General features: G+C 43.5%; 22 protein-coding genes and 1 tRNA gene. 20 read left to right on the top strand and 3 right to left on the bottom strand.

Features of this window, described 5'->3' with window-relative positions; translation table 11 throughout:
• The first annotated feature begins 6 nt into the window (after positions 1–6).
• From FND36_16020 to dhaL, 8 genes are all read left to right on the top strand, one after another.
• Positions 7–1,041: a sensor histidine kinase gene (locus FND36_16020; protein ID QDW75424.1), complete on the top strand. Its 1,035-nt coding sequence runs from the start codon at positions 7–9 to the stop codon at positions 1,039–1,041.
• A gap of 1 nt (position 1,042) precedes the next feature.
• Positions 1,043–2,476: a sugar ABC transporter ATP-binding protein gene (locus FND36_16015; GenBank protein ID QDW75423.1), complete on the top strand. Its 1,434-nt coding sequence runs from the start codon at positions 1,043–1,045 to the stop codon at positions 2,474–2,476.
• A gap of 167 nt (positions 2,477–2,643) precedes the next feature.
• Positions 2,644–4,128 carry a sugar ABC transporter ATP-binding protein gene (locus tag FND36_16010; protein QDW75422.1) on the top strand — a complete coding sequence of 495 codons (1,485 nt, stop codon included), beginning with the start codon at positions 2,644–2,646 and terminating at the stop codon, positions 4,126–4,128.
• A 15-nt stretch (positions 4,129–4,143) separates the two neighbouring features.
• Positions 4,144–5,124 carry an ABC transporter permease gene (locus FND36_16005; GenBank protein ID QDW75421.1) on the top strand — a complete coding sequence of 327 codons (981 nt, stop codon included), beginning with the start codon at positions 4,144–4,146 and terminating at the stop codon, positions 5,122–5,124.
• A 48-nt stretch (positions 5,125–5,172) separates the two neighbouring features.
• A complete protein-coding gene (locus FND36_16000) occupies positions 5,173–6,141 on the top strand; it encodes a sugar ABC transporter substrate-binding protein (GenBank protein ID QDW75420.1) in 969 nt (322 codons plus the stop codon).
• A gap of 119 nt (positions 6,142–6,260) precedes the next feature.
• Positions 6,261–7,043 (top strand): D-threitol dehydrogenase, encoded by a 783-nt coding sequence (locus FND36_15995; GenBank protein QDW75419.1) that lies wholly within the window; start codon positions 6,261–6,263, stop codon positions 7,041–7,043.
• Between the two features lie 19 nt (positions 7,044–7,062).
• Entirely contained in the window at positions 7,063–8,061 is a 999-nt protein-coding gene (locus FND36_15990) for a dihydroxyacetone kinase subunit DhaK (protein QDW75418.1), read from the top strand.
• 12 nt (positions 8,062–8,073) lie between these two features.
• Positions 8,074–8,706 (top strand): dihydroxyacetone kinase subunit L, encoded by a 633-nt coding sequence (gene dhaL, locus FND36_15985; protein QDW75417.1) that lies wholly within the window; start codon positions 8,074–8,076, stop codon positions 8,704–8,706.
• A gap of 368 nt (positions 8,707–9,074) precedes the next feature.
• On the opposite strand, the gene FND36_15980 is transcribed toward dhaL, so the two are convergent.
• Positions 9,075–10,364, bottom strand: a complete 1,290-nt coding sequence (locus FND36_15980) for an IS30 family transposase (protein ID QDW75416.1) — start codon at positions 10,362–10,364, stop codon at positions 9,075–9,077.
• 246 nt (positions 10,365–10,610) lie between these two features.
• On the opposite strand from FND36_15980, the gene FND36_15975 reads away from it, so the two are divergent.
• Positions 10,611–10,683: transfer RNA gene (locus FND36_15975), tRNA-Lys, on the top strand.
• Positions 10,684–11,012: 329 nt separating this feature from the next.
• Positions 11,013–11,396 (top strand): hypothetical protein, encoded by a 384-nt coding sequence (locus FND36_15970; GenBank protein QDW75415.1) that lies wholly within the window; start codon positions 11,013–11,015, stop codon positions 11,394–11,396.
• A gap of 28 nt (positions 11,397–11,424) precedes the next feature.
• Here FND36_15970 and FND36_15965 read toward each other — a convergent pair whose 3' ends face one another.
• A complete protein-coding gene (locus FND36_15965) occupies positions 11,425–11,625 on the bottom strand; it encodes a helix-turn-helix transcriptional regulator (GenBank protein ID QDW75414.1) in 201 nt (66 codons plus the stop codon).
• A gap of 112 nt (positions 11,626–11,737) precedes the next feature.
• Here FND36_15965 and FND36_15960 point away from each other — a divergent pair, with 112 nt between their 5' ends.
• On the top strand, positions 11,738–12,091 hold the full coding sequence (locus FND36_15960; GenBank protein ID QDW75413.1) for a hypothetical protein: 354 nt from the start codon (positions 11,738–11,740) through the stop codon (positions 12,089–12,091).
• Between the two features lie 37 nt (positions 12,092–12,128).
• Here FND36_15960 and FND36_15955 read toward each other — a convergent pair whose 3' ends face one another.
• A complete protein-coding gene (locus FND36_15955; GenBank protein ID QDW75412.1) occupies positions 12,129–12,404 on the bottom strand; it encodes a helix-turn-helix transcriptional regulator in 276 nt (91 codons plus the stop codon).
• 147 nt (positions 12,405–12,551) lie between these two features.
• On the opposite strand from FND36_15955, the gene FND36_15950 reads away from it, so the two are divergent.
• The 9 genes from FND36_15950 (at position 12,552) to FND36_15910 (ending at position 19,567) form a co-directional block, all read left to right on the top strand.
• Complete coding sequence (locus tag FND36_15950; protein QDW75411.1) at positions 12,552–12,998, top strand: hypothetical protein; 447 nt, start codon at positions 12,552–12,554, stop codon at positions 12,996–12,998.
• A 23-nt stretch (positions 12,999–13,021) separates the two neighbouring features.
• Positions 13,022–13,585 carry a hypothetical protein gene (locus FND36_15945; GenBank protein ID QDW75410.1) on the top strand — a complete coding sequence of 188 codons (564 nt, stop codon included), beginning with the start codon at positions 13,022–13,024 and terminating at the stop codon, positions 13,583–13,585.
• Between the two features lie 640 nt (positions 13,586–14,225).
• Complete coding sequence (locus FND36_15940; GenBank protein ID QDW75409.1) at positions 14,226–14,603, top strand: hypothetical protein; 378 nt, start codon at positions 14,226–14,228, stop codon at positions 14,601–14,603.
• Complete coding sequence (locus FND36_15935) at positions 14,600–15,160, top strand: hypothetical protein (protein ID QDW75408.1); 561 nt, start codon at positions 14,600–14,602, stop codon at positions 15,158–15,160. Before FND36_15940 ends, FND36_15935 begins: the two co-directional genes overlap by 4 nt.
• Positions 15,161–15,174: 14 nt before the next feature.
• On the top strand, positions 15,175–15,765 hold the full coding sequence (locus FND36_15930; GenBank protein ID QDW75407.1) for a DUF1643 domain-containing protein: 591 nt from the start codon (positions 15,175–15,177) through the stop codon (positions 15,763–15,765).
• 318 nt (positions 15,766–16,083) lie between these two features.
• A complete protein-coding gene (locus FND36_15925; GenBank protein ID QDW75406.1) occupies positions 16,084–16,500 on the top strand; it encodes a hypothetical protein in 417 nt (138 codons plus the stop codon).
• Complete coding sequence (locus FND36_15920) at positions 16,500–17,603, top strand: DUF927 domain-containing protein (protein ID QDW75405.1); 1,104 nt, start codon at positions 16,500–16,502, stop codon at positions 17,601–17,603. The genes FND36_15925 and FND36_15920 overlap by 1 nt, the downstream gene beginning before the upstream one ends.
• Before the next feature lie 108 nt (positions 17,604–17,711).
• Positions 17,712–18,299, top strand: a complete 588-nt coding sequence (locus FND36_15915; GenBank protein ID QDW75404.1) for a hypothetical protein — start codon at positions 17,712–17,714, stop codon at positions 18,297–18,299.
• A 71-nt stretch (positions 18,300–18,370) separates the two neighbouring features.
• The gene (locus FND36_15910) at positions 18,371–19,567 is read left to right on the top strand and encodes a site-specific integrase (protein QDW75403.1); all 1,197 of its coding nucleotides are present in this window, start codon (positions 18,371–18,373) and stop codon (positions 19,565–19,567) included.
• Positions 19,568–19,915 lie beyond the last annotated feature (348 nt).

The raw sequence follows: 19,915 nt of genomic DNA, 5'->3' as shown, positions 1-19,915 counted from the left end.
AGCAGAATGATGAAAGAAAAATGGCGTTATCTGAGTTCCCGGATTTATATGTTGTGTGTGGGATTGTTTTTGTTTTTAGCAGTTATCTGTCTGATACTATGCGTTTGGGCGGCACGGACGGGAAAGAATGGGACAGAAGCAGTTTTTTGCACGGCGGTCTGGCTTTTTGGCTTTTTATTTTTCTATTTTGCGGTGCTGAGGCCATATCGAAAGGTAGACCGGTATCTGCAGCTCTTTTTTGCCGGCTATACCAATGCGGGACTAAAAGAGGAAGCATGTATCCTATCGCCGGGAACAGAGGAACTGGCGCGGGTACTGGTGCGCCTGACGGAATCTGACCAGCTCTTGAATGCGAATAAACGGCAGGCTCAGTATCTTGCCCTTCAAAACCAGATTAATCCTCATTTCCTCTATAATACGCTTGACAGCATCCGCAGTGAAGCGATGATGGGAGAGAATCAGACGGTGGCAGAGATGACAGAGGCCCTGGCTACTTTTTTTCGATATACCATCAGTAAAGTAGAAAATATGGTGACGCTGGAGGAAGAGCTGGAGAATACCAAAATCTATTTTTTGATTCAGAAACATCGATTTGAAGATCGAGTCAATCTGGAAATCGAGTATGACAAAGAGGATGAATTTCTGCTCCGATGCCTTTTGCCGAAACTTACTATTCAACCAGTCGTGGAAAATAGTATCCTTCATGGCATTGAACGAAAGATCGGAAGCGGCACGATCCGGATCCTGTTAAGATGTACAGAAAAGAGACTTTTGATCCGGATCAGCGATAACGGCGTGGGGATGGCGCCCGAAGTGCTGGAACGGTTGAATCATCAATTGAACCAGCCGGTATTTGACAGCATCCAGCTGTCAAAGGACAAGGGAGGGATCGCAATTCTCAATGTAAATAATCGGATTCATCTGATTTTTGGGGAAGAATATGGAATGACAGTCTACAGTACGCCGGGGGTCGGCACAGATACAGAGATTCATCTGCCCTTGATCACCAGCGAGAGACAATTGAAGAATCTGAGGAGATAGTGTGAGACGGGAAATTTTAAGAATGGAGCGGGTGACAGTTACCGAGCAGGGAAGGAAGCTCCTGAATAATTTTAATTTTCAGATGTTCGAGGGAGAGGTGATGGGACTTGTGCCTCTGGATTCGTATGGTCTGCAGGAACTGACGGACTGTCTTCAGGACAACCGTCCCCTCCTCTACGGGCGGGTCTATATTCGGGAAAAGCTTGTAAATACTTATGCGGGGCATACCAGGAGAAGGAATAGAGTATATACGATTTCAAAAGCAGAAAATTTGATCGAAAGTCTTCAGGGAGCAGACAATGTATTCCTGATCCGGAAAGGATATAAAGGCTTCTGGATCAATGATCGTCTGATTCGGCGCCAGCTTCAGATTTTGTTAGAAAAGGTCGGAATCCAGATAGATTCGGGCAGGAAGGTAAAGGAATTAAGAATTCTGGAAAAGGATGTGATCGGGATTGTGAAGGCGGCGGTGGCTAAGGCGGATGTGGTGATATTAAGAGATCCGGGATCTTCTCTCTGGCCGGAAGACAAGAAGAGGCTGGAGAAAGTCATCCGCTATTATGCGGGACAGGGACTTTCTTTTATTTATATCAGCACCAAGCCGGAAGAGTTAAACCAGTTTTGCGACCGGGTGTCCGTCATGTCCCATGGAAGAATCATCAAAGTGCTGGAAAAGGAGGAGATTGCCAGCAGTCTTGAACAGCATTACTTCTTTCCCTACCGTCTTCTGGAGACAACGAAGACAGAGGTGGAAGACCGGGGAGAGAAAGTGTTTCGGTGTGAGGCAATGAACTATCGGAGTATTCGGGATATGACCTTTGATGTTGACCGGGGAGAAGGGCTTTTGATCCATGATTATGATAATTTTGACTGGCAGGACTTTATCGATGTGTTATCAGGAGAAAAACCAGAGAGCGGCAGTTTGTGGTGGAAGGGAAAAGAGATAGATAAGGAGCGAAGGAAGGTAGGTGTGATACTGGAAAATCCGACAGAGACCATGTTGTACCCGGAGATGTCCTACGAGGATAATCTGTGCCTATGTCTGGAGCATAATGTGGAGCGTTTGTGGATGAGCCGGAAGAAACGCAGGAGCATTGCCCGGGAGGTGGCAGGGAGAGAGATTACCGGAAAGGTTAAGGAACTGTCTTTGGAAGAAAAGTACGATCTGGTCTATCAAAGGATTCTCCTGCAGAAGCCTGAGATTGTATTCTGCTTCTTCCCTTACAGGAATGTAGATGTAAAAATCCAGCGTTTTATCGAAAAATTTCTGAAACGGTATCTTTCCAAGGGGATTGCGGTGGTCATGATCACGATGGATTTGATGGATGGTGTTTCTGTGGCGGATCGGATTCTTTTATTTGGCAAGAATGGCAGCAGGCTGATCTTTGACCGGGAGGAATTCGAGAGGATTGCGTTTGGGAAGGAAGAGAAATAACCGATTCTTTGTGGAAAATGACTAATTTTTCACAAAGAATCGGTTATTTTTAGTTAAAACAGATAAAAACGTAAAATACCCCCTATGGAGAGTAAGATACCCCCCTTTTTGTCCCTGCACCATCATAGTACAATTTGGGTACAAAAAGGATACGGGAGGTGAAGAGCATGAGTTTATTGTTGGAGATGGAAGGGATTCAAAAGAGCTTTTATGGAAACCAGGTGCTCCATGCAGTAAATTTTTCCCTGGAGAAAGGATCTGTACATGCTCTGATGGGCGAAAATGGCGCTGGAAAATCTACGTTGATGAATATATTGGTAGGAATACATAAACGAGACGGAGGAACCGTGAAAATCGAGGGTGAAGAAGTGGAGATCGATTCCCCGGCGGCGGCCAAAAAGATGGGAATTGCCATGATCCATCAGGAATTGTCATCGGTTGTGGAAATGTCTGTGGCGGAAAATATTTATCTGGGAAGAGAACCGGTAAAACATGGACTGATCGATTATCGGCAGATGTATAAGCAGACAGAAGAATTGTTGAAAATGCTCCATATCAATCTTAACCCGAGGGCGAAGATGGGGACCCTAAGAGTGGCGGATCAACAGCTGGTAGAGATTGCAAAGGCGGTGTCACAGGACGCCAGGATCTTGATCATGGATGAGCCGACTTCTTCTATTACGGATCGGGAGGTGGAGAATCTCTACAAGATCATCCGGGATCTGCAGAAGAGAGGAACGGGAATCGTGTACATTTCTCACAAAATGGACGAGGTATATACCATTACAGATAAGATCACGATATTGCGGGATGGAGAAAGCATTGCTACCTGGGATACGAAAGAGGCTACCAACGATATGGTAGTAAAGGCGATGGTAGGAAGAGAGCTTACGGAACAATATCCAAAGAGGGAAGCGGAAATCAAAGAGCCGATCTTGGAACTTAAGGGGCTGACAAGGACGGGAGAATTCGAAGATATTAATCTGACTCTGCACAGAGGAGAAATCCTTGGTCTGGTCGGTCTGGTAGGAGCAGGCAGGACTGAGCTTATGCAGGCTCTCTTTGGATTGACAAAGCTGGAAAAAGGCGAGATTGTTCTGAAGGGAGAAAAAGTGGTATTTAAGAAACCTGCTGATGCCATTAAAAAAGGAATCGCTTATGTGACGGAAGATAGAAAGGGAGAGGGGCTGGTCCTGCCTATGAGCATCGCCCATAATACAACACTTCCTTCCATGAAGGAATTCAGCGGTAAAGTCTTTATCCGGTCTGCCGTAGAAAAGAAGAGGACCAACGAGATCCTGGAGGAGCTGAAGGTGAAAATGGCAAGCTCCAGGCTTGCGGCTAAGAATCTGTCTGGCGGGAATCAGCAGAAGGTAGTTCTTGCAAAATGGATGATGAAGGATCCCGATGTGATTATTTTCGATGAACCTACGCGAGGAATCGATGTGGGAGCGAAAGCGGAAATCTATAAACTGATGAATGAGTTTGTGGCGAATGGGAAGGCAGTTATCATGATCTCCTCCGAGATGCCGGAAGCAATGGGAATGTCAGACCGGATACTAGTCATCAGCAACCATCGGCTCAGCGGAGAGTTGTCGAAAGAGGAGTTCAGTCAGGATCAGATTATGAAAATGGCAATGCGTTATATGTAAGGAGGGGAAAAGGAAATGAGTAGAGAAGCAGTAGGAGAAAAAAGCGCGGCTATGAGAGCGCAGCAGCGGAAGAACTTTATTGCGAAATATGGTTCCTTGATCGCGCTGATTGTCTTAGTGATCATCATCTCTCTGATCAAACCAAGATTTTTGAGTTTTATTAATGTAAGAAATATGTTCCGCCTGGTGTCCATCAATGGGCTTTTGGCAGTAGGAATGACTTTTGTCTGTTTGACAGGCGGCATTGACCTTTCCGTTGGAGCGGTCATGGGCTGCGCAGGAATGTATTCTGCGTATTTTGCGCAGGTAGCAATGAACCAGCCGGCAATTATTGCTATTGCAGTAGGAGTGGGAGTTGGACTTGTGATTGGCGTGTTTAATGGCGTATGCGTGGCTTATTTGAAGGTTCCGGCCTTTGTCGGAACACTGGGTTCTATGAGTATTGCAAAATCGCTGACGTTCCTATTGACGGATTCTAAACCAATTCCTAATCTATCAGAGTCCTTTAAATTTATCGGAGGCGGCATGATCGGAAATGTGCTTCCTATACCAGTCATTATCTTTGCGGTTATCCTGCTCATATGCTTTTTGCTTCTTTATAAGACGCGATATGGCAGATATGTGTTCGCTGTGGGTGGCAATACCAATGCGGCAAGAGTTTCTGGTATCAATGTAAAACGAATCATCGCGACGGTGTATATCCTGTCCGGTGTGCTGTCAGCACTTGCAGGCGTTATTACCTCGGCCCGGGTTACATCCGGTGTGACCAATACGGGAGACGGGTACGAGACAGACGCCATTGCCATGGTAGTTATTGGAGGAACTTCTCTCGCGGGAGGAAAAGGACGTCTATGGGGAACTGTTGTGGGTATCATGCTGATGACTTGTCTGTCGAGCGGATTGGATATGCTGGGCGTAGGCGCTTATTACCAGATGCTTGTAAAAGGCTTTGTAGTAATTTTAGCGGTTATGCTGGATGGATTGAGTTCTGATTGATGATCCTTAAGCTTTACGGCTTAAAAATAAAAAAAGGAGGAAAAAATAATGAAAAAGTGGAGAAAATTGCTTGCGGCAGGACTGGTCGGCTTAATGACTCTGTCATTGGCTGCGTGCGGCGGTGGTGAATCTGAGGAAGGCGGCGGAGACAGCGGGGAGAAAACGGATGGCTATACCATCGGAGCGACCTACTATACGCTGCAGACAGAGTTCTGTATGAGAATGGACAACTATGCGAAGAAATACTGCAAGGAAAAAGGGATCAATTATGTTTCTTATGATGGAAACAACGATGCGGCGGCTCAGCTTGAGCAGGTAGAGACTATGATTGCGGATGGTGTTGACGCGATTATCCTGAATCCGCAAGATGCAGATGCCTGTGTGGCCTGTGTAGAAGCGGCAGACGAGGCAGGAATCCCTGTATTTGGCGTAAATACTATGGTAAATACAGATAAACTGACTGCTTATGTAGGTTCTCAGGACGTTGGAGCAGGTGAAGAGATCATGCAGCAGATGATCGATTATATGGAAACAGATACTTTTAATATTGTGGTATTGGAAGGACCGATGGGACAGTCTGCGCAGCTGCAGCGCTGGGAAGGCATCAATAACGTGCTGAAAGAGAATCCTGGAATTGAGATTCTTGCTTACGATACAGCCAACTGGTCACGTTCCGAGGCAATGACATTGATGGAAACCTGGCTGACCACTTACGGTGACGAGATTGACGCAGTCGTTTCTGAAAACGATGAAATGGCTCTTGGAGCACGTCAGGCAATCGAAGATGGCGGTTATGATATTCCGTGTATCGGTATCGATGGAATTACGGATGCAGTAGCGGCGGTCAAAGAGGGACGGATGATCGCTTCTGACTTCCAGGATGCAGAGGGTCAGATTTCAGGTGCTATTGATGCGGCAGTAACAGTTCTCGATGGCGGAGAAGTTGAGAAAGAGATCTGGATACCGTTCCAGATGATTACAAAAGACAATGTATCTGAGTTTGAGAACAAATATTAAGATTAGCTGATACAAACAATAAAATAAACTATGCCGGAAGGGCAGCGGCGAAGAGCCCTGCCCTTCCCTTGATCACGGAGATGCTTTCCGTGTATAAAAAGAAGATGGAGGGATAGCATATGTTGCCAAACTTTTCAAAAGAAGAACTTATGTCGTTGGATTTTGATCTGGCGGGAAAGACTGCGATTATTACCGGAGGCGCCGCCGGGATTGGAAATATGACAGCGGAATATTTCCTGAAGCAAGGAGCCAATGTGGTGCTTGCGGATCTAAACCCTGATGTGGATAAGATTGCCAAAGAGATGGGCGGGGAGAAGGCTGTCGGTGTTGCGGGAAATGTGTGTGATAAGGACTATCGTGATTTGGTCATCGAAGAAGGAGCAAAGGCATTTGGCCAGGTGGATATCCTTGTAAACTGTGCGGGCATCGTAGCACTGGAGAGCGCGGAAATCATTGATGAGAAGGACTGGAACCGCACCATTGATATCAATCTGTCGGCAAGCTTCTTCATGGCTCAGGCTGTAGGAAAATACATGATCGACAACAAGATCAAAGGAAGTATTGTAAATATTGCCTCTCAAGCAGGGGTCATTGCCCTCGATAAACATGTGGCGTACTGTGCGGCTAAAGGCGGAATTATTGCGATGACAAAGGTAATGGCTATGGAGTGGGGGAAATATGGGATTCGTGTGAATGCTGTGGCCCCAACGGTGGTGCTTACGGCCCTGGGACACAAGGCATGGGACGGACCGGTAGGAGATGCGTTTAAGAAAGAGATGCCTAGCGAGCGGTTTGCTGAGCCGGAAGAAATCTCAGCGGTGATCGCCTTCCTATGCAGTAAGGCCGCGGCCATGATCACTGGACACAATCTTCTGATCGATGGTGGATATACTATTAAATAGGTAGAAAAAGGAGAATATTATGCAGAGAATTTTAAATGATCCAGATCATATTGTTGACGAAATGCTGGAGGGGTTTGTGAAAACCCATGGAGATATGGTAAAGACTACGGCTCATCCAAGAGTGATCGCAGCCAAGGAGGCTCCGGTATCCGGAAAGGTAGGAGTTGTGACTGGCGGCGGCAGCGGCCATAAACCTGCGTTTATTGGGTATGTCGGAGAGAATATGTGTGATACGGCCGCAGTCGGGGAAATCTGTTCATCGCCCACAGCGGCGGCCTTTCTGGAGGCGTTTCGGGCGGCAGATGGAGGAGTGGGAGTAGCTTGTTTGTATGGAAACTATTCCGGTGACAACATGAATGTTAAGATGGCAGTCCGCATGGCAAAAAAAGAAGGCCTGACGGTAAAAACAGTGGTGGCTAATGATGACGTGGCTTCTGCTCCTAAGGATCAGCGAGAAAAAAGAAGAGGTGTGGCCGGAGAGATCCTGATGTGGAAATGTGGAGGCGCAAAGGCTGCCAAAGGCGGCAGTCTGGATGAAGTGATCGAAGCCGCGCAGAAAGCGATCGACAATACAAGGAGCGTGGGAATCGGATTGACGCCATGTACATTGCCGGCAGTAGGACATCCCAATTTTGAGATTAAGGACGGGACAATGGAAGTCGGTATCGGACATCACGGGGAACCGGGGATTGAAGTCTGTGAGCTGGAAACGGCGGAGAAGATGGCAAAGAGAATGACGGACATCGTGCTTCCGGATTATCCCTTTGAAGAAGGGGATGAAGTGGCAGTCCTGGTATCCGGTCTTGGAGCGACACCTGTGATGGAGCTTTATGTCCTTTACAATGAGATTGAAAAAATCCTTGGTGAGAAAAAGATCAAAATCTATCGATCCTATGTTGGAAATTATTTCACGTCCCTGGAAATGATGGGAGCGACCTTGACGGTCATGAAGCTGGACGATGAATTAAAAGAACTGATTGATATGGACTGCCGCACAATGGGGCTGAAACAGAAGTAGGAGGAAAGCAAGATGGAAAAGTTTAAAAATGCGGAAGGGAAATCCATCCTTTTGAAAATGGTAAAGGCCATTCAGGATAATAAAACTTATCTTGGCGAGGTGGACGGTTTGATCGGAGACGGCGACCATGGTATGAATATGAACAAAGGATTTACCATGTTCGGCGATCGGATAGCAGAGGAAGAGATCAGTTTCTGCGATGGATTAAATGAATTAGGGACGGTCCTGTTTAATGAGATTGGCGGCTCCATGGGGCCGATCTATGGGACAATATTCATGGAAATGGCTGATGCAGGAGAAGCGTATGAGGAAATTGGAACGACAGAGCTGGCGGAAATGCTGGAAGCCGGGCTTGCTGGACTTTGTGAGATTGTGGAAGCAAAGGTGGGAGACAAGACTTTGGTAGATACTTTGTCCCCTTCTGTGGATGCATTGAAGAAAGCGGACGGAATCAGTTTCCAGGAAGCTCTGGAGAAGATGAAGGAGGCGGCCCGGGAAGGGCGTGATTCCACCAAGGATATGGTAGCTAAGTTCGGGCGCTCCAGCCGCCTTGGAGAGCGTTCCAGAGGAGTCTTAGATGCGGGGGCGACTTCTTGCTGTGTGATTCTGGAAGCTATGGCAGATGGAATCTTTGAGAAATTGTAAAAGTGATAGAGAGGGGGCCAAAAGGAAATCAAAGGTCCCCTTTCTTAAAAACTTTTCATTTCAGGGATATAAAAAATAGCTGAAGTGAAAAGTTTATTTCCACTTTGAAAAACGTCAAAATAAAAGTGGCAATTACTCTTACAAAAATGAGTGATTGCTGCTTTTTCTGTTTTATTAAGTAGAAATAAGTGTTACACTAAATGAAGTAAACAACAGGCTGCTTGAAAAAGACAGGATCTTTGGACATGACAAAAAAGCGGACTTTAGTCGGTGTTTTTAAAGGTGTAGGACTAAATTCCACTTGCTGTGGACGGTATTTTCTTTCTTGGACAGCCGCCTGTTGTTTTTTAATAGGCAGTTTTAATTACTTACTTGTTTCTCTGCTTGAGCAAGTATGGTTTTAAAATAATCTGATCTTTATCAATGGGATGGATGCCAAAAGCCAGCAGTTTTTCGTACAGATCCTGATACATAAATTCCGTCAGTTCCAACGGACTTTTACTGCCAAGCAACTCGCAAGGGGAGGAGTTTACGTGGCTGAGAACCAGATTCAGACTGGACTGGCAGGTCAGCCCGAGTTCTTTCAGATCCGTTCCTTTTGGAAGGATGTAACGGAGTTCTATATGCTTGTTTTCCAACGTGCCTTTTTGCCCTGACTGCATAGGATCGCAGTAAAATACCCTTGTCCGTCTTGTGCCATCAGATGAGGTCTCCATAGCTTCAGCAGCAGAAAACTCCGTCCCACGATCAGTTAGTAAAACATGGACATATCTGCGGAACGATTCTGTGCCAAGGATGGATTCCAGTATGTCAATGCCTTCTTTCATGGAAGCGGAGTTTTTCTCGCTGCGGTATAAAGCGAGAAGAATACCGGCTCTTACAAATTTAAATGTCTGAAGGAAAGGGCCGTTTGTCTCATCGTTATAGACCGTATCCATTTGGACAACAAAGACCTCGGGATGATCGGAGAGATAGGATCGATAATCTTTGTAGGTTCTGCCTTCAAGATACTTTCTATCGGTGCGTTTCTTATAAGTTTTTGCCTTTTTCTTCGGCAGTTTGCGTGATACCTGTCTCCGCAGATCCATGACAGTGATCCCCGCGATCTCGTGGAAAACACCGTTTTCGATATAGTTGTAAAGCGTTTTTTCAGAAATACCGAGTTCCGGATGGTTTGTAACGATCTGATAGGGAGACTGGCCCTGCTTCAGGAGCGGAGCGATAACAGCAGCCATCTGTTTGGCCTCCTGCACTGTAAGATTGACACCTTCCCGGGAGTCGATCAGAGTAGTACGGTAATCCATATGGGCATCTTCCGGAGAGTACTGGTATTTATCAAAACGGCAGCGTGGCCAGTTGGAACAGCCGTTGCAGGCACCAGGGGAGCGGTCGCGCCTTGAGCAGCGGAAAGGACTGTACTCCGGACAGTCAGGAGTACACTGACGGCCATAGACACATTTTTTATAATGAGTGCACTCCAGGGGCATCTTACACTTATGGGTAAGAGTCCTGTGAAGTTTGATCTCTTTGCCAACCGTAGACTTATCCTTGCCGATGGTCTGGGCGATGGCCGTTTTCGTGGAGCCGTTCGTAATGCCGGCGAGAATGATACGACGTTCCTCTAAAGTTAAATGAGAAAAAGAGTTTTGAGTTTTCATAATAGACACCAACCTTTCCGGCGACTGCCTAGCATGAAAAGTGTAAGACTAAATGCTGCATATGGGGAAGTGGAAATGAGTGAAAGACTAAAATCTACTTTTGCCTATTCAAAGTGGAAATAAACTTTTCACTTCAGCGATATAAAAAATATGGAGGAAATGAAAAAAATTCCTTGCATTATATGGGAAAATATTATATAATATTTTTTGCGTCAGGGAGTTCCTGGTGCGGAAAAGTAAAGAAGTGCGCGATTAGCTCAGCTGGCAGAGCACCTGACTCTTAATCAGGGTGTCCAGGGTTCGAACCCCTGATCGCGCAGTTGAAATCGCTGTTTTTGCGGACATTGCGAGCCGCGGGGACGGCGGTTTTTTTTCTGCCACAAATGGCGGATTTGCGCGGTTTCCATGCTTGCGACAGAAAAAGAACAAGGCAGAGCAAGGCGAAAAGAAAAATCGGGAGGGAAACAAAAATGTGGCGCGAAATCCGTCGCGAGTTCGTCGCGAGCAAAATAAATAGTCCAAGTTGATAATGAAAGTTAGTTTTAGAATTGACAGCAGATGTGTCTGGAAAGATACCTGCTGTTATTTTTTTGTAGATTTTTAAAACGTATATTATATTTTTGATGTAGCAGAAGGAGGTGAAGAAGAATGTACATCAAAATATATACAAAAAGTCAGTTGGTGCTTCTTAGGAGTGTAAACAGTCTGTTCCGTAAGAAGTACAGACTGCCGCAGGAAATACTGAACAGAGTTGAGGCGATCCTCATGGTAAAGGACTTAGGAGAGCATGGCTTTGTGGCAGTTCTGCTTGATCCTGTGGAGAACGACATGACAGGGATTGAGGATGTTCTGAATTGTTATCCACGACTCCTTAAGGATGGCGAAGATGTGACAGATGTTCCTGTGGAAGAAACGAATACATGGCTGACAAAAGGAAAGGAGTGGTACATGGATACGTTAAAAATCAAAGGGGAAAAGAGTTGGATATATGCGATTTACTCCATGACTGTGGAGAGGATTTACGGAAAATAAAAAAGGAAGTGGAGATAATCCGGCTTCCTTAAGAGTCTTCTGTGAAGTTGACGATTTCATTTGGCGTACAGTCTAAAATCCTGCATAGTTTTTCAACAGTAAGAAGAGTTATATTCTTATTTTTCTTTAAAGCGTCTAAAGTCTTATTATCAATGCCGGATTGTAGTAATTTATATTGGCTGATATTCTTTGCGCGCATAGTTTCCCACAATGGAGAATAATCGATCACTACAATCACCGCCTTTCAAGTCTCTGATAGTATCGTACCCAGAAAGTGTAAAAATAAATATTGTGGATATATCCACAACGGTGTAGACTGTGAATAGACAGAGGGTGATTATATGGTAGAGAAATATGCTCAGGATATGGGTGAGAAACAAAAAAGACTTTTTAATGATTTTGTAAAAATTTGTATATATGCAACAGATGAAGAGTTTGACGCGTTATTAGAAATGAGACCAGTAGATTACGGAATGTTTAAAAGTCTGTCCGAGCATTTGATAGAGATGGGTGCGGATACCAGTTTTTTTAAATTACATGAAAGATATCCCAAATACGCCAAGAGATATGGCGAAGAGATAGAGAATGAGATTTCAAGTATAACTTTTTCTAAGATGACAGCAGAAGAAGAAAAGCGTATGAAAGAGGAACCGTACGAAAAAATCAGAAAATTGTATGGAGATGATGCAGTATAAATACCAGGGGGAAGAGTGGTAAGCTCTTCCCCCTAATTTAGTCTTCTTGCTCTTCTGGTGGTATATATTCAATCAAATCTGTAAGATCACATTCCAATACATAGCAAAGGCGTCTTAATATGTCGATATCCAGCCGTTGAATTTTATTATCCCGATAATTCCGGAGCTGAGTTCTTTGCATTTCAGCACGGAAAGAAAGTTGATTTAAAGAAATATTGCGTTGTTCAAGAATATCTTTTAAGCGAATACGAATTTTGCCGCAGTCATCCATATTTACTGGGAGCTGACGCAAAGGATTTTCTTTTTTAGGCATAGTACCTACCTCCGTGAGTTAATTATAATTAATCATTCATCTGCTTGTAAGGTTGATAGTTGTATGGTATAGTTATCACATGGTTAGATATATGCTCATGTAAAAAGAAAAATACAGAATGATGAAGAAGAAAAGAGGTGAGAGAGGATGTTCTATTATTGTGCCAAATGTGGAAACATCAAAAAAGTAACTTTAAAAGGTAATGAAGGCGTAAGCTGTGAAGTATGTGGAACGCCTATGCAGCCTGTTCCGGCAGAGTACCTGATGCCAAATGGTAATTTCTTCAAGTCTCAGGATGCGCGTCAAAACTTCATTTCTGCAATTCAGTCATCTGATACATATGATCCTGAGATTGGCGGAAAGAAGGAAGAAGTAAAACGTGAGATTGAGGAAGAGAAGCAACAGCGAATTCAGGAAATGAACCAGAAGATGGAACAGGAGCAGTTTCATCTGACCTGCCCAGTCTGCGGCAGTCACAGCGTACAGAAGATTTCAACCGTAGGAAAATATGCAAAGATAGGTGCATTTGGAATACTTGGTGCAGATGATCTTGGAAAAAGATGGAAATGTAAGGTATGTGGAGCTAAATTTTAAATTACGAAAGGAAAGTGAAAGAGATGGGATTTTTTGATAAGGCTTTAAAAACGGCACAGAATATAGGAGACAACATATCTACATCAGCAGTAAAGGCAGGTTCTTCTGTTGGTGTAGCGGCGCAGGATAACGCAGAATTAAGTGCGATAAAAATGCAGATTAATGTAATTGAGCAGGAACTTAATGCCGCATATGCGCAGATTGGAAAGAAATATGTGGATTATGTCAGTGAGACAGGGGATATGGGAGGACTGGATGTCACAGACCTGCTTACCATGATGGATCCCAAACTTACAAGAAAACAAGAACTGGAAGCACAGTTGATTGAACTTGAAAAACGTATGAAACAGAATGCTGTTCTCAGAGATAAGGCAAAAGCTGAAGAAGAGTTCCAGGAAGAAAAGACGAAACTCGACAGGGCGTTGGCAATGGATGTCATCTCTCAGGATGAATATAATTACAAGATTAGCGTTGCCAGAAAGAAAGTAGACAATTTTGAGGAAATCAGAAGAATCGAACAGCAGTGTGAGATGGGAATTATCACAAACGAAGAGAAAAATGCAAAGATTGAAGCGCTTACAAAGTAGAGAAAGCAATAGGTAGATAAATGTATACATTGATAGGCATTATATGGCTTGCCCTTAGTATTATAATAGCTATAAAGTGGTATAACAAAGCAGAAAAAAATATAATTCGCATGGGAAGCCCTATAAAGCGTTTGATATTCTCAGCTTGGGACTGGGTTCTTTATCTGATCGTTTCGGCTATTCTTGTAGCGGTAGTGCTGGGTATCCTGCTCGGGATACTGAATGTATGGGGATGGATAATCGGACTGGTATGTATTGCAGGTATAGTGATATGGATGCTGGTGAAAAGAAAGCATTAAGGAGAAAATCGGTTCAGAAAAACGCGAAGAAGATAGTCAAGCATGAATGTCCACCAGAGTTCAAAGGAAAAGCTAAAAGTATAAAAGATTAATCATCCGGGCGCACGGCAGTTTTGTCGTGCGCCCGGTCATTTTTAGAAGGAGGCAAAATGGGTTCTTATATTATAGGTATAGGTGCAGGGATGATATTGTTTAATGTAGTATATATAAACATGCTTATGTGGGAGAGGTGGGGAGTATGAAAAAGGATGTAGATGTAAAAATGATAATTGCCGGAGTAACAATGACTGTTTCTATCATAAAATTAGTTATTCAGCACAGGGGGCAGGTGAAACGGAAGAATGTATAGTATTGTATCGAATGAAGAAAAATTAAATCAACTTCAAAATGACTGCTCAATGCCGGAGGTTTTGAGTGATGAAAAAGTGTTCAAACGGCTTAGGGCTGATGTTGAATGTCTTAATGAAGCATATGGGGCTGACAGAGATTTACAGGCTGATCTTGGAGGTTTTGTAGTGGTGATATGGGGTGGTCGGAGCGAAGTACAAAATGAAGTTGAAAAAGTATTGACCCATCATAAACTCCACCCAGATGAATATGAGTACATGGATAAAATAATCTTGCCGGAACGTGACGATATAACAGTTACGTTCCGGCTTTTTCTATGTTCCTCAGACTATGCAGTGGAGATAGTGACGATAGAGGAGGTGGGAGAGTGACATTTGCAGAAAGATTAGAACGGGAGGAATGGTGGGATGAACAGGAAAGTCTCTTGAACTTGTCGGATATCAATATGCCGCCAGATTACTATACTGGAAGTAAATGGGAGTGGATTACTGAGATTACTGCCTACATATTCAGAGAGCCGGAAACTTGGCAGGACATATACAGACAGTATCTTGTTAAGGCACAGCAACAAGGAAACACGGAACATACAAGACTGAATTATTACCGAGATGAAGAGGGATATATCCGCAGGGAGAGGGAAGATGAAACTTATTTGCAGATAAGTACAACAACGGCAGATGTCGCTGTACTTAAAAGGGTTGGAGAATGGATGTGTGTGAACAGTATAAAGTTTCGCTTGGAATATCTGGTCTACTGCGAGATGATCTCAGACCAACGTATTCAATGGCTGAAACGAATGGAGACGTGTATAAAGAAAGAGTTCTCAGAAGTGCATAGAGTTAGGATGGCTCATGGACTGGAAGAGGCACAATTTAACAAAACAGAGGTGTTCTATGATTTCTTGAACACTGTATACATCATACTTTGAATAGGAGGATTACCATGGAAAATACAGTAAAACAGACAGGACTTTTAGAGAAGACAGGAGTTTTTGACGAAGAATTGAAGAACAGATATGAACTTCATTTGACCTACAATGGTGTGAAAGGTAAAAGAGTACTTGTGATCTGTATGAATCCGGCTAGTGATAATATACAGGTCTTTGATAGCACTACAAATTATCTTCTGAATAATTTCGGGATGATGGGGTACTCGGATATAACAGTCTGGAATCTTTTCTCGAGGATATGCACTAAGCTGAAACCCTCTGAAGTTACAGACAACAATAGAAACATGGAATATTTAAAAGAACTGTTACAGTCGTCATATGACGCGATCGTGATAAGCTGGGGATGTACATTCATAGGGAATAAGAAAGTGGAGGCGGCAAAAAAGGAAGTGCTTGAATTGTTACAGCCTTTTGGAAAACAGGTGTATGAGATCGTGGATAAGGCAGGGAGATACGCGAACCTTTCATATACTCATGTACTCTTTGCAGGACAACGGTTCAGTGGGGCATGGGATTTGAGACAAGTGAAGTTTTCAAAACAAGGGAAAGGAAAAACATCTGTTCATAAGACAGAAAAGAAATAGGAAAATCGTGATTGACATAGGCTACATTTTGTAATAAAATTTATCGTATATCAAAGAAGAAAAGTCCTATCGAAAGCGTCATAAGAGCGTAAGTAGAGTAACGTGAGATCAACAAATAGTTGATATAAGATGTAGACATGGTTGGTCTGCATGATAGCAAGTGAAATCCCTTTTATTAGGGAAAAGCCACAAGTGCAAAACGGAAATGGTTTTTTAGGATACTGACAACAGGCATTATTTGTCTGTTGCTGGTATCCTTTTTGTTTTTTAGGTCTCATTCTTGCTTGATAAATAATTCATAAGGAGGTCTAAATAACAATGGACTTACACGATTTTGTGCCCCTGGATGTGGCAGACAAAGAAAAGAAAAAGGGAGGAGGAAAAAAAGGCGCGCTTACAATGATCTGTTCGAAGAAGAACGGGAAACGGCTCCTTCTGTCGGCAGAAGTTGTAGAAACTCTCGATCTTGGTGACGAGCGTATTGTTCGGATGGGGTTTAAAGGAAAAAAACTTGTAATGTCGAAAAAACTGCCCGGAGAAAGCAACTATTTTAGTTTGAAAAAATCGGGGAAGAAGTTCGCAATTTATTCAGCGGAGGCAGTGAACGAAATTAGCCGCGTACAGCAACTTTTATTTGATGACAGGGTAAGTTTCACTTGGTACGAGCCAGAAGTTGACGAACTGGATGGCGTTCCCGTAGTCCTGTTTGCCCCTGAAGGGAGGAACGAGGACTAATGAAAGCGCGAATCGTATCGACAGACTTAGAAATGGATGTGGGCTACGTTCCACATCCTGGGTATGGAATCCATAAAGGGCATTACGGATTCTGGACGATTAAGAAGAATAAAGCGGGTGAGATTACTGAGAGATTTTTCAACCCAATCGGGTTGGCGCTAGAAGTGAAGGAGGTTTTAATCAATATTGAAACTGCCGAAAAAACATTACGCTTGCTGATAACGGATTTGAGCGGAATGCAAATTGAAGTAGACATGCCCCGAGAGCTGATGACTGTGTACAAATTGCCGGAATTGGTGAAGTATGGCGCACAAGTGACCAAAGATGACGCGCCTGTGTTGATCAACTGCTTGGAAAATCTCGAGGTAAGTGCGCCGGTCTCCTACGAGTATAAAAAGACGGGTTTCGATACTTTTAATGGAGAACAGATTTTCAAATCTCATACGTTGATAAGCAAAAGTGAGATGAAAGGTTCATACGTGGGGGAGGTCAAGATTGAGCCGAAAGGAAGCTGTGATGTATGGAAAGAGATGGTGAGAACAGAGGTTATAGGTTCTCCGATGGAAGTCATTCTGGTGATTGCATTGTCCTCTGTTATGTTTGATTATGTGTATTCAGTATTCCCGACAGAAAATATGGTTGTAACGCTTACTGGTTTAAGCAGTTCTGGAAAAACGACTGCGCTCAATTTAGCGGTAAGTACAGGAGCACTGCCTGTTACAACGGATAATTCCCTGCTGCTGACGTTCCTTGATACAGAACTCAGTATTATGCACCGCATGCTTTCAGGCTACTGTATCGGAATCGACGAAGGTTCCACCTTGAAAAAGAAAGATACGACAAAACTCTTGTATTCGATTGCTAACGGAAAAGAACGTGCCAGAATGACCAAAAGTTTATGTATGGCAGAATCCGTAAGTTTTCATTCGGTCGTATTCACAAGCAGTGAAACGAGCTTATTGGCACAGGCTGATAATAACGCAGGTTTAAGAGTACGTGTCTTAGAGTTGTCGGAAGTATGGACAAAATCGGCAGAATCAAGCGATCAAATCAAGAGAATTGTGTCAGAAAATTATGGTTGGGCTGTACCGGAGATGGCGTGATATTTAATTGATAGGACGCAGGAAGAAATTGCTGAAAAATGTAGGTGGTGGACAGAGGTTTTTAAAAAGCAGAAAAAGGAAAATACGGATTCTGTCCTGTTGGATCGTATGTCAAAGAAAATAGGAATTATCCTTGCAACAGCAGAGATAGCAGGGGAAGTATTCGGATTTGATTTTGACATTTCCAGGATTTGCAGTTTTTTTGTAGAGCAGGTATTCGCCGACTCGAGTGAGTATGATATCGGTATTCGAGCATATAGTGTTATAATTGCTTATTTCACGGAACATCCGGAAGAATTTGGAGAAAATCTTCCGAGTACTGTGGATCAGATTTATAGAAAAAATGGTTACGTAGGTAAAGGAAAGTTTACAACGCTGTATGATGGGGATGAATCCACAAAAATTTTGTATATCAAGCAAGAAACATTTGAAAAAATTCTGGATCAAAATCGTTTCCCAGATACAAAAAGTGTTTTGGCGAGATTGCGGGAATTGAATCTCTTGGTGTCAGATAGCGACCGTTATGTCAGTAAACTTAAGTTGGGGACTAGCGACAGTCCGGTATATGTCAAAGGATATAGGTTAAGACTGCGAGATTACGAAAAGCAGGAAACGAAGTTTGTTCCCGCAGATACAGAGCATATGGAACAGTTGAAACTTAGTGGAATCAACCCATTTGAAAAAGGTCAGCAGTAAGAAATATCTGTGGTGAACGGCATTATACCGTTCGCTGCAGATTTCGATAAGTATTTAATGGAGGAACCATAATGTCTAAGAAAAGAACTATCACAGGCTCGGTGCGTCCGAGACCTAGCAAAGATAACGTAAAATATTACGATATAATCCTGGAAATAGGAAAAGATCCACTCTCAGGTAAGCGTATGAGAGTGCGCTATAAGAGCGACTCGGACAGCAGGGAAGATGCAGAAAATCTTCTTACGATAAAAAAAGCAGAATACCTGCAGGGGGATCTGTTACTCCCTAATGACATGACAGTGGAGCACTTCATGAATGAATATCTGGAGGACTACGTACGCGTTCAGAGCAGTCCGGCGACATTTCGTGACTATAAAACTAATATAGACAGATATATCATACCTATGTTTGGGAGAATAAAACTTCAAAACCTGACGAAAGCAGTCATCCAAAAGGTATATAATGGATGGCGCGAGAAATCTAATGCTAGCAATAAACCTCTTAAGGCTGAGTCAATACGGCATATCAACAGGATATTGAAGGCGGCTTTGAATGTAGCGTGTGAACTGGGGTACATCAAAACAAATCCGACCAAGAATGTAAAGATAGGAAAAGACCTAGTGACGAAACATATTGACGTCTACACAACAGAAGAGATACAGAAATTGAAAAAGGCAGTAAAAGGAACAGACATGGAGTTACCGGTCGCGCTCCTATTTGACTGCGTCATGCGTCGGGGAGAATTGCTTGGCTTGTGTTTTGAAGACGTTGATTTTGACAAGAAAACGGTAACTATTCAACATTCGTGGGTAGAATCAGAGGACAGTAAGCATCCAGTACTGAAAGACTGCAAGACAGACGGTTCATATAGGAAAATGGTCGTGAGTGACGAGACAATTAAGTTGTTGAAACCTCAGCAATTGTTTTGCAAACAAATCTGTCTTAGAGAAGGTAAGCGGTTCACAGGCAAGCAGAGAGTTGTTTGTAAACAGGATGGAGAGCCATTTCTTCCCAAAAGTTTCACAAGGAAGTGGGCGGAGACATTAAAGAAGCATGGACTGCGACATATAAAACTGCATGGAACACGGCATAGTGCTATTTCATGGTTGCTGTCGCAGGGAGTGCCACTACATATCGTACAGGCGAGAGCAGGTCACCAAGACCCCAAGATCACGCTTTCGGTGTATAGTCATGTGGCAAAGGATGACGAAAATCTGGTGGCTGACCTAATGGATGAAAAACTGTTCAAGAAGGCGGCAAGTGAATAATGCTATATAATGGCGCCAAAAAAAGGATTTTGAACATCTGAAAAGATTGGAAAATAGCGCAATACAGCTCTTTTTAAGAGATGGCTACCACCTGATTACCATACTGGTTTTGTGTAGTTTGTTCTTTTTTGGCTGGCACGGTGGATGAGAAAGACCCGAAAACCCGTTTTCCCGTCCTGAAAAACTGAATGCGAAGAGAAAATTCATTAGAATTTTCTGCATTCAGGGGACGGGAAATCGGGGAATCGGGGATTTTCGAATCCAACCAGTGCCAGACCCTTAGAAATGTTTGATGAAAAAACCGTTGTTCATGAAAAGAAAGACTTATTTGTAGCGAGTGGGCGCGGA

It is taken from the genome of Lachnospiraceae bacterium KGMB03038 (assembly GCA_007361935.1).
Taxonomy (GTDB): Bacteria; Bacillota; Clostridia; order Lachnospirales; family Lachnospiraceae; genus Massilistercora.
Note: the sequence above shows the minus strand (reverse complement) of the source record. Positions and strands in the feature narration are given on the sequence as shown.

Excerpts from the sequence above, each read along its gene's own strand:
- FND36_15970 (QDW75415.1), top strand. The coding sequence starts at position 11,013 with ATGTACATCAAAATATATACAAAAAGTCAGTTGGTGCTTCTTAGGAGT.
- FND36_16005 (QDW75421.1), top strand. The coding sequence starts at position 4,144 with ATGAGTAGAGAAGCAGTAGGAGAAAAAAGCGCGGCTATGAGAGCGCAG.
- FND36_15910 (QDW75403.1), top strand. The coding sequence starts at position 18,371 with ATGTCTAAGAAAAGAACTATCACAGGCTCGGTGCGTCCGAGACCTAGC.
- FND36_15915 (QDW75404.1), top strand. The coding sequence starts at position 17,712 with ATGTCAAAGAAAATAGGAATTATCCTTGCAACAGCAGAGATAGCAGGG.
- FND36_16000 (QDW75420.1), top strand. The coding sequence starts at position 5,173 with ATGAAAAAGTGGAGAAAATTGCTTGCGGCAGGACTGGTCGGCTTAATG.
- FND36_15955 (QDW75412.1), bottom strand. The coding sequence starts at position 12,404 with ATGCCTAAAAAAGAAAATCCTTTGCGTCAGCTCCCAGTAAATATGGAT.
- FND36_15945 (QDW75410.1), top strand. The coding sequence starts at position 13,022 with ATGGGATTTTTTGATAAGGCTTTAAAAACGGCACAGAATATAGGAGAC.
- FND36_15960 (QDW75413.1), top strand. The coding sequence starts at position 11,738 with ATGGTAGAGAAATATGCTCAGGATATGGGTGAGAAACAAAAAAGACTT.
- FND36_15950 (QDW75411.1), top strand. The coding sequence starts at position 12,552 with ATGTTCTATTATTGTGCCAAATGTGGAAACATCAAAAAAGTAACTTTA.
- FND36_15995 (QDW75419.1), top strand. The coding sequence starts at position 6,261 with ATGTTGCCAAACTTTTCAAAAGAAGAACTTATGTCGTTGGATTTTGAT.
- FND36_15940 (QDW75409.1), top strand. The coding sequence starts at position 14,226 with ATGTATAGTATTGTATCGAATGAAGAAAAATTAAATCAACTTCAAAAT.
- FND36_15990 (QDW75418.1), top strand. The coding sequence starts at position 7,063 with ATGCAGAGAATTTTAAATGATCCAGATCATATTGTTGACGAAATGCTG.
- FND36_15930 (QDW75407.1), top strand. The coding sequence starts at position 15,175 with ATGGAAAATACAGTAAAACAGACAGGACTTTTAGAGAAGACAGGAGTT.
- FND36_15925 (QDW75406.1), top strand. The coding sequence starts at position 16,084 with ATGGACTTACACGATTTTGTGCCCCTGGATGTGGCAGACAAAGAAAAG.
- FND36_16010 (QDW75422.1), top strand. The coding sequence starts at position 2,644 with ATGAGTTTATTGTTGGAGATGGAAGGGATTCAAAAGAGCTTTTATGGA.
- FND36_15920 (QDW75405.1), top strand. The coding sequence starts at position 16,500 with ATGAAAGCGCGAATCGTATCGACAGACTTAGAAATGGATGTGGGCTAC.
- dhaL (QDW75417.1), top strand. The coding sequence starts at position 8,074 with ATGGAAAAGTTTAAAAATGCGGAAGGGAAATCCATCCTTTTGAAAATG.
- FND36_16020 (QDW75424.1), top strand. The coding sequence starts at position 7 with ATGATGAAAGAAAAATGGCGTTATCTGAGTTCCCGGATTTATATGTTG.
- FND36_15980 (QDW75416.1), bottom strand. The coding sequence starts at position 10,364 with ATGAAAACTCAAAACTCTTTTTCTCATTTAACTTTAGAGGAACGTCGT.